Origin of the sequence: Mesorhizobium sp. M4A.F.Ca.ET.050.02.1.1 (assembly GCF_003997725.1) — a bacterium.
Taxonomy (GTDB): domain Bacteria; phylum Pseudomonadota; class Alphaproteobacteria; order Rhizobiales; family Rhizobiaceae; genus Mesorhizobium.
The window spans coordinates 1-4,736 of record NZ_RZSG01000475.1; the positions used below are offsets into that span (position 1 = coordinate 1).

The following is a 4,736-nucleotide window of genomic DNA, read 5'->3' on the forward strand; positions in this document are numbered from 1 at the left end:
GCCGAATCATTACTCGGCGAAGCTGAAGCGGAGCTTTCCAAGGCAGAGATGCTGGAATCACGCGACACCAAGATTCGCGACGCCGAACTCGGCGGCCGCAGCGCAATGATCGGGTAAAGCCGCCGACGAGCGCTATCCGCGCGACGCAAGCCGGCGAACCGCCGGCCAGGAGCCTGGCGGCCGCTCAGTCCAGCGTCGCAAGATCCGCTTGACGGTCCATCGATGCCCGGGTGCGGGCCGCCTTGATGTCGGGCGCGTGCTCTTCCGACCAGGACTGTATCTGATTGAGCAGTCCCGCCAGGTTCCGGCCGAGATCGGTCAGCTCATATTCGACCCTTGGCGGGATCACCGGAAAGATCTCCCGCCGCACCAGCCCGTCGCGCTCGAGCACACGCAGCGTCTGAGTCAGCATTTTCGGCGTGATGCCTTCGAGCTTGCGGGCCAGCTCGCCATTGCGCATCCGCCCGCGGCGCAGCGCGCAGACGGTCAGGTAGACCCATTTGCTGGCCAGCATTTCGAGCACGGTGTGCGAAGGGCACGTCCGCCGGAATGCATCATAGCCGAAGGGGGCGCCGCAATCACTATCCATGAGCTGCCTATATATAGATAAGGTACATACTAGACAAGAGAATATTACTATCCAAATGATAGCGGCACACCAACATCGAGGAGCCTCTCATGCGTGCCGTTACCCAGAATACCGTCGGCGGTCCCGACGTCCTTGTCATCGCCGACCGGCCGGACCCGGCGCCGAAGGCCGGCGAAGTGCTGGTCCGCGTCAGCGCCGCCGGCATCAACCCTGTCGACGGCGCGGTGCGCGGCGGCAACTATCCGCTGCTCGGCGAGCCGCCCTTCATCCTCGGCTGGGACATTTCCGGAACCATCGAGGCGCTTGGCCCCGATGTTACCGGCCTCAAGGTTGGCGATCAGGTGTTCGGCATGCCGCACTTTCCGAAGCAGGCGGCGGCCTACGCCGAACTGGCCGTGGCCCCCGCCGATGAGATTGCGCCAAAGCCCGAAAGCATCGATCACATCCACGCCGCGGCGCTGCCCCTGGCCGGCCTGACAGCCTGGCAAGGCCTCGTCCGCCACGGCGGCCTGAGAAAGGGTCAGCGCGTGCTGGTGCACGCGGCGGCCGGCGGCGTCGGCCATTTGGCGGTGCAGATCGCCAAGGCGCACGGCGCCCATGTCATAGCGACCGCCAGTCCGGACAAGCTCGACTTCGTGCGCTCGATCGGCGCCGACGAGGTCGTCGACTACACCGCAGGTGATTTCACCGAAAAGGTCGGCGATGTCGATCTGGTGCTGGACGCAATCGGCGGCGATCATGCCGACCAGTCGCTGAAAGTCGTGCGTGACGGCGGCATGCTGGTGTCGCTGCTTAACGTTCACGACGCCACCAGGGCAACGGCCGGCGCCCGCGGCATCCGCGTCGAGCGCATGTCGGTGGTGCCGGATCGCGACGGTCTCATTGAACTCGGGAAATTGGTCGATGCGAGAAAGCTTGCCGTGCATGTGGCGGAAAGCTTTCCGCTGGCGCGGGCCGGCGACGCCCATGCCTTCCTCGCCGCCAGGCCGATCGGCAAGGTGGTGCTGGCAGTCTGAGCGCGGGACGATCCGACAAAAAACGAAGGGCGCGGTTTACCGCGCCCTTCGTTTAGCCTGAACAGGCCTCAATGCCGGTATTGTTGGATGCGCGTCGTGCGCAGCCCGGCAAGGCCGTATTCGTCGATCGACGCTTGCCAGGACAGGAATTCCTCGGTGGTGAGCTTGTAGCGCTGGCAAGCCTCTTCGAGGCTGAGCAGGCCGCCACGCACCGCGGCCACCACTTCCGCCTTGCGCCGGATAACCCAGCGCCGTGTATTGGTCGGCGGCAGATCGGCAATCGTAAGAGGGCTGCCGTCAGGCCCGATAACATACTTGACTCGCGGTCTAACCAGATCGGTCATCGTACTCTCTACAAAAAACTCAAAGACCCAATCCCCGCCACAGTACCGCCACAGCTTTAAAAATTGCCTAAGCGAACCCTAATGACTAGGTAAGGATCGTGAACGTCGCGTTAGCGTTTTCCTCGGCATTTGAGAGATGCGCCGCCGGGCATTGATTTTGCAGGCAAAAAATCGACCCGTCCGGGAGACGCTGGCGCCACGCGGGTGCTTGACCTATATTCCGGCCATTGGCATTCAGACGCCACGCAGAACGAAAGTACAATGAACAGCCTCGACCTTCCCGGACGCCCCGAAAACACCCGCGTCGTCGTCGCCATGTCGGGCGGCGTCGATTCCTCTGTCGTCGCCGGCATCCTGAAGCGCGAAGGCTATGACGTCGTCGGCGTCACGCTGCAGCTCTATGACCATGGCGCGGCGACACATCGCGCCGGCTCGTGCTGCGCCGGCCAGGACATCGACGATGCCCGCCGTGTCTCCGAGACACTCGGCATCCCGCATTACGTGCTCGACTACGAGGAGCGCTTCCGCAAGGCGGTCATCGATCCCTTCGCCGATTCCTATGTCGCCGGAGAAACGCCGATACCCTGTGTTTCGTGCAACCAGACGGTGAAGTTTGCCGACCTCCTGGCAACCGCGCAGGACCTTGGAGCCGATGCTTTGGCCACCGGCCACTACATCCGCTCCGGCGCCAACGGCGCCCATCGCGCGCTCTACCGCCCGGTCGATGCCGACCGCGACCAGAGCTATTTCCTGTTCGCCACCACGCAGGCGCAGATCGACTATCTGCGCTTTCCGCTGGGTGGCCTGTCGAAGCCGCAGGTTCGCGCCATCGCCGAGGAGATGGGGCTAACGGTCGCCACCAAGCAGGACAGCCAGGACATCTGCTTCGTGCCGCAGGGCAAATATTCCGACATCATCGCCAAGCTGAAGCCGGCCGCCGCCAATCCCGGTGACATCGTCCACATCGACGGCCGCGTGCTCGGCCGCCATGAAGGCATCCTGCGCTATACGATCGGCCAGCGCCGCGGCATCGGCATCGCCTCCGGCGAGCCGCTCTATGTCGTCCATCTGGACGCCGACCGCGCCCGCGTCATCGTCGGCCCGCGCGAGGCGCTGGAGACGCACAAGATCTATCTGCGCAACATGAACTGGCTGGGCGACGGGCCGCTCGCCGACGTGCCGGCCGGCGGGCTGGAGCTGTTCGCCAAGGTCCGCTCGACGCGCCCGCCGCGTCCGGCGGTGCTGCATCACCGCGATGGCGTCACCTCGGTGGAACTGGTCGACGGCGAGTCGGGCATCGCGCCCGGCCAGGCCTGCGTGCTCTATTCCGACGACGGCAACGAGGCGCGCGTGTTCGGCGGCGGCTTCATCGAACGCTCGGAGCGCGGCGCCGAGGCCGAGGCCATGCTGACGCGGCTTGCCGCCCGCCCGGCGCAGATCCCCGCCGAATAGCGCGGCACATCGCCACGATCCTCTGGACGGTTTAGGCCAGGCTCAGGATGAAGATCCGGTGTGGGTGACTGTACCCGCCGTCAGGATGCGCAGCACCCTGATCGCTTCCTCGCCGCTGGTGCGGGGTTCGGCCCGGGTTTCGATGCATTGCATGAAATGCGCGAGTTCGCGCGTCAGCGGCATGCCTTCACCGACCGCCACATAGGACGGCTCGTTGGTAGTGAAGGCCCACTGGCCGCTGTCCTGCCAGACCGCATGGCGATAGACGGCAAGCTTGCGCTCCCAAGGTTCGACATCGTCGAACACCGCCATAGCCTTGGTGCCGACAACCGTCAGCCGCCGCTCGCGATAGGGATTGAGCCGCGATGCGAACAGATGGCTGCGCAGGCCGTTGGGAAAGCGCATGTGCAGATGCGCGAAGTCGCTGAGATTGTCGAGCAGCGCCGCGCCCTCGCCCCTGACCTCGATCGGTTCCGTGCCGGTGATCGCCAGGATCATCGACAGATCGTGCGGCGCGAGGTCCCACAGCGCGTCGTTCTCGGTATGGAACTTGCCGAGGCCGAGGCGATGCGAATGGATGTAGCGCACCTCGCCGAGCTCGCCATTGTCGATCAGACCCTTGAGCGTCTCGAAGGCGGGGTGGAAGCGCAGGACATGGCCGACCATGAAGACGCGGCCATTATCCTTGGCCGCCTTGACCGAGCGCTCGGCGTCGGCCACCGTCAGCGCGATCGGCTTCTCCACCAGCACGTCCTTGCCACCCTCGACGGCGCGCACCGCCATGTCGGCATGGAACTGCGGCGGCAGCGCCATGATGATGGCGTCGACGTCGTCGCGGGTGAACAATTGCTCCGGTTCGATCGCCAGGCAGTCCTGCTCGCTGGCAAAGCCTTCCGCGCGGGCGCGATTGAGATCCGAAACCGCGTGCAAGGCGCCGAGCGCCTTGAGGGTGCGGATATGGTTGCTGCCCCAGTATCCGCAACCGAGGACTGCAATGCGCGGCTTCATTCGTTCAAACTCTAGAATTTCGTGGCCGAGACATAGCGACGTGCCCGGTCGAACTCAACCCCGGTAGCCCAGATCAGATGCCTGTCCGGCAAAGCTTTTGGGGTTGCGCGAATATGCCGGGCGACTGATCGTATCGAAGCTTGACAGGCTTGCCCTGCCAACCTTATATCCGCGCCGACCTTGGTGAACGCCCCGACATGCCTTGCGGTTTGAGGCAGATTTCGGGCCTTTCACCGCCCTGGCGGGGTAGCTCAGTTGGTTAGAGCACGGGAATCATAATCCTGGGGTCGGGGGTTCAAGTCCCTCTCCCGCTACCATCGCTCCCAC

At 64.5% G+C, this 4,736-nt stretch carries 5 protein-coding genes, 1 tRNA gene and 1 pseudogene; 4 read left to right on the plus strand and 3 right to left on the minus strand.

What is annotated here, in order from left to right; genetic code table 11:
- Positions 1-117 (plus strand): annotated as a pseudogene (locus tag EOA33_RS41550) (flagellar export protein FliJ); the annotation flags it as partial.
- Between the two features lie 67 nt (positions 118-184).
- Here EOA33_RS41550 and EOA33_RS24865 read toward each other — a convergent pair.
- Positions 185-514, minus strand: a complete 330-nt coding sequence (locus EOA33_RS24865) for a helix-turn-helix domain-containing protein (RefSeq protein WP_245455409.1) — start codon at positions 512-514, stop codon at positions 185-187.
- 164 nt (positions 515-678) lie between these two features.
- Here EOA33_RS24865 and EOA33_RS24870 point away from each other — a divergent pair, with 164 nt between their 5' ends.
- Positions 679-1,605 (plus strand): NADP-dependent oxidoreductase, encoded by a 927-nt coding sequence (locus EOA33_RS24870; protein ID WP_126058591.1) that lies wholly within the window; start codon positions 679-681, stop codon positions 1,603-1,605.
- A 68-nt stretch (positions 1,606-1,673) separates the two neighbouring features.
- Here EOA33_RS24870 and EOA33_RS24875 read toward each other — a convergent pair whose 3' ends face one another.
- Entirely contained in the window at positions 1,674-1,949 is a 276-nt protein-coding gene (locus EOA33_RS24875) for a DUF1153 domain-containing protein (RefSeq protein WP_006203587.1), read from the minus strand.
- Positions 1,950-2,210: 261 nt separating this feature from the next.
- On the opposite strand from EOA33_RS24875, the gene mnmA reads away from it, so the two are divergent.
- Entirely contained in the window at positions 2,211-3,401 is a 1,191-nt protein-coding gene (mnmA, locus tag EOA33_RS24880; protein WP_126058590.1) for a tRNA 2-thiouridine(34) synthase MnmA, read from the plus strand.
- A gap of 42 nt (positions 3,402-3,443) precedes the next feature.
- Here the strand turns inward: mnmA and EOA33_RS24885 are convergent, their stop codons facing one another.
- On the minus strand, positions 3,444-4,409 hold the full coding sequence (locus EOA33_RS24885; RefSeq protein ID WP_126058589.1) for a Gfo/Idh/MocA family oxidoreductase: 966 nt from the start codon (positions 4,407-4,409) through the stop codon (positions 3,444-3,446).
- A 240-nt stretch (positions 4,410-4,649) separates the two neighbouring features.
- Here EOA33_RS24885 and EOA33_RS24890 point away from each other — a divergent pair.
- Positions 4,650-4,726: transfer RNA gene (locus tag EOA33_RS24890), tRNA-Met, on the plus strand.
- Positions 4,727-4,736 lie beyond the last annotated feature (10 nt).

Bases quoted from the DNA above. Each gene is read 5' to 3' on its own strand.
- EOA33_RS24870 (WP_126058591.1), top strand. From the start codon at position 679: ATGCGTGCCGTTACCCAGAATACCGTCGGCGGTCCCGACGTCCTTGTC.
- EOA33_RS24865 (WP_245455409.1), bottom strand. From the start codon at position 514: ATGCTGGCCAGCAAATGGGTCTACCTGACCGTCTGCGCGCTGCGCCGC.
- EOA33_RS24875 (WP_006203587.1), bottom strand. From the start codon at position 1,949: ATGACCGATCTGGTTAGACCGCGAGTCAAGTATGTTATCGGGCCTGAC.
- mnmA (WP_126058590.1), top strand. From the start codon at position 2,211: ATGAACAGCCTCGACCTTCCCGGACGCCCCGAAAACACCCGCGTCGTC.
- EOA33_RS24885 (WP_126058589.1), bottom strand. From the start codon at position 4,409: ATGAAGCCGCGCATTGCAGTCCTCGGTTGCGGATACTGGGGCAGCAAC.